Origin of the sequence: Actinopolymorpha sp. B17G11, from assembly GCF_040196095.1 — a bacterium.
Taxonomy (GTDB): Bacteria; Actinomycetota; Actinomycetes; order Propionibacteriales; family Actinopolymorphaceae; genus Thermasporomyces.
In genome coordinates this window covers 1-2690 of record NZ_JBEFTW010000088.1, presented here as the reverse complement: position 1 = coordinate 2690, position 2690 = coordinate 1, and the positions used below count along the sequence as shown (strand labels likewise).

Annotated in this window: 1 protein-coding gene and 1 pseudogene; one reads left to right on the top strand and one right to left on the bottom strand. The window is 64.0% G+C overall.

The window, feature by feature from the left end; all coding sequences use genetic code 11:
* Window positions 1-416 precede the first annotated feature (416 nt).
* Window positions 417-860 (bottom strand): hypothetical protein, encoded by a 444-nt coding sequence (locus ABN028_RS35055; RefSeq protein ID WP_349699646.1) that lies wholly within the window; start codon window positions 858-860, stop codon window positions 417-419.
* A 1056-nt stretch (window positions 861-1916) separates the two neighbouring features.
* Between ABN028_RS35055 and ABN028_RS35050 the strand changes: the two are divergent.
* Window positions 1917-2567, top strand: a pseudogene (locus tag ABN028_RS35050) (IS256 family transposase); the annotation flags it as partial.
* Window positions 2568-2690 lie beyond the last annotated feature (123 nt).

Below are 2690 nucleotides of genomic sequence, written 5' to 3'. Positions count from 1 at the left end.
TCGCACCCACGAACCAAGAACGTCCCGATCACCGTCATGCAACACCAACGCCGCAGCAGGAGGATGAGCCATACCAGCATCCTCCCAGGAACAACCGTCCAATCATTAACGCCACGCCGTACTAGGTTGTCCGCGTGGGCGAGCGAGTGCTTCCGAGTGGCCTCAACGTCGGGTGGGACCCTAACGCGTCGCCCGTCACCTGATGTGCGACACCTAGGTCTCGTCCATCTGCCCGGCCGAGCACCTGGTCATGTTGGGTCGGCTCATGGTCGGCCGGTCCATTTCCGGATCCGTTGCCGCCACGGGGTTGTTCTCTTGGTCGGTCCTGTCTTGGGTTCGGTGACGGGGTACCGCGGCGAATGCCTCAACTCGGTCATCAGGTCTCGAAGTCCAGCGGCGAGGGCGATTGCGAGCTTCTAATCACGACTAAGTGGGGCGTCGATGAGGAGCTCAGCAATGTACTGCTGTTGTCGTTCATCCGGTGGCAGATACATCGGAGCGGTAGGCTGGCGCCCCAGAGCTGCCAGATGCCGATCCGGGTCCCGGAGTACCTCGAGGTCTGCGATCAAGGCTTCCCAGCCTCGGCGGCTGCGGTGGAGCCTCCATCCCCGCTGCCGAATGTGCGGGTTGGTCGCCCGCTTGAGGGGCGCGAGGTCGGCAATCGACCAGAGCCCCGGATTCTGCGCGAGGACTTCGGTTGCCATGCGGGCGATTCGCGAGTGCTCGGCGGCGACGAGCCCAAGCAGATCCGGTACGTCCTCGCTCGTGGCCTTGGCCACGAGCAGACGCAAACCCACCTTCTGCAGGGCGAGTTCCGTGCTGTGTACGAGGTCTAGTACTTCCTCTCGGTCGGTCTGCACACCAGCCTCCGCCAGGGCGAGGTAGGCACGTGCCCGACGCGCGGGGTTCGCCGCCGAACCCGCGACCGGTCGACAGGTCGCAATAGGGTCGTTGCCCATCTCCGTCCAGCGCTGTCGGGCCCAAGACCGCACCAGGACGGACGAGTCAACCAGTAGAGGTTCGACGTCACTCGGGGCGAGTTGAGACAGGTCAAGCCTGACCAATCCGAGAACTCGGCTCTCAGCCGTACGGGCGTGGAGCAGAACCGCACGGATCACAGCGGGTTCAGCGTTGTCGGCGATCAGGTTCGCGAGCAGTCGGCGCACAACTTGGTCTCGCTCCACGGGTAGCTGGTCGACAGCATCCCTTGTTCGCAATAGGCCGCGCTCCTGGCTGTGTCGGAAGGCGACCCGGCGGAGATCGCGATCTGTCGACTCTCGCAGCTGCGCCCAGACGTGGGGCTCGCCGTGCCGGTTCTCGATCGCGCCAAGGTAGAGGGTCCGGGCTTCCACTCCACGAGCACGCGTTTCGAACCGCTGAAGTACCGGCATGATCAGCGCAGCAGTCTGAAGATCGGTTCGACTCAAGACGGCCTCTATGGCCGGCTCACGGACCTGTGCGACGTGATCTGCTGCTCGCAGAGCGAGCATCCGCTCGCTCAAGGGAGTTCGTGTGCGGGCCAGGACCCGCACGGCGCGCTGTCGGACGAAGCCATCGGGATGCATGCTCGCCAGGGACGCAGCCGATGGAGATCCCGACAGGACCTGCCTGGACCACTGCTGTGCCTTACCCAGCGTCGGTCCTTCGTACCGATACTGGCGAGCGAACCCATCGACGCGAACAAGCTCCCGAGCAGAGACTCTGGCGAGCCAGGACCCTGCGAGCTCCACGCCGGCGACGTTTCCCTTCAGGGCGGCTGTCGCTGCAGTGCGCAAGCGTTCGCGGATGTCGGCAGGGCTCAGCACACCGAGCATCGTCACCCATGTGAGGGACTGTGCAGCGAACGGTGTTTCCGGCCCGACACGCCGGGCTAGGTTCCGGCGGGATGGGCACGGACAGTGATGACATCTGGGGCCATGGGGTCTGGACAAGGGAAGAAGACGGACGACGCTGAGCGGCGGTCTGCTGAGCAGGCCGCCGCTGCTGCGATGGTGGCGCAGGCTCGTGAGCGGGGCCTGGCGCTGACCGGCCCGGACGGGCTGTTGAAGCTGTTCACCAAGAATGTGTTGGAGACAGCGCTGAATGAGGAGATGGCTGAGCATCTCGGGCACGAGAAGAATCGCGCCGAACCGGGACGTGAATCTGCCAACATTCGAAACGGCACGCGGAGGAAGACGATTATCTCGGAGGCGGCCGGCGAGGTAGATATCGAGGTACCGCGGGATCGGGAGTCCAGTTTCGAACCGATCATCGTGAAGAAGCGGCAGCGTCGGTTGACTGGTGTCGACGAAATTGTGCTCTCGCTGTATGCGAAGGGGCTCACCACTGGGGAGATCTCGGCACACTTTGCCGAGATTTACGGTGCGAGTGTTTCGAAGGAGACGGTGTCGCGGATCACCGACAAGGTGATCGAGGAGATGAACGAGTGGGCGAGCCGGCCGCTGGAGCCGGTCTACGCCGCCGTGTTCATCGATGCCGTGGTCGTGAAGGTGCGTGACGGGCAGGTCGCCAACCGGCCGTTCTACGCTGCCATTGGCGTCACCACGGACGGCTGCAAGGACGTGCTAGTGTCCTCCGCCTGAAATTCGTCGGGTAAGTGTAGGTTTGGTGGATGGCGAGGACTGGGCGGCCGAAGGCTGAGCTTGTGTTGAGCGATGAGGAGTGCCAGACGTTGACGCGGTGGTCGCGTC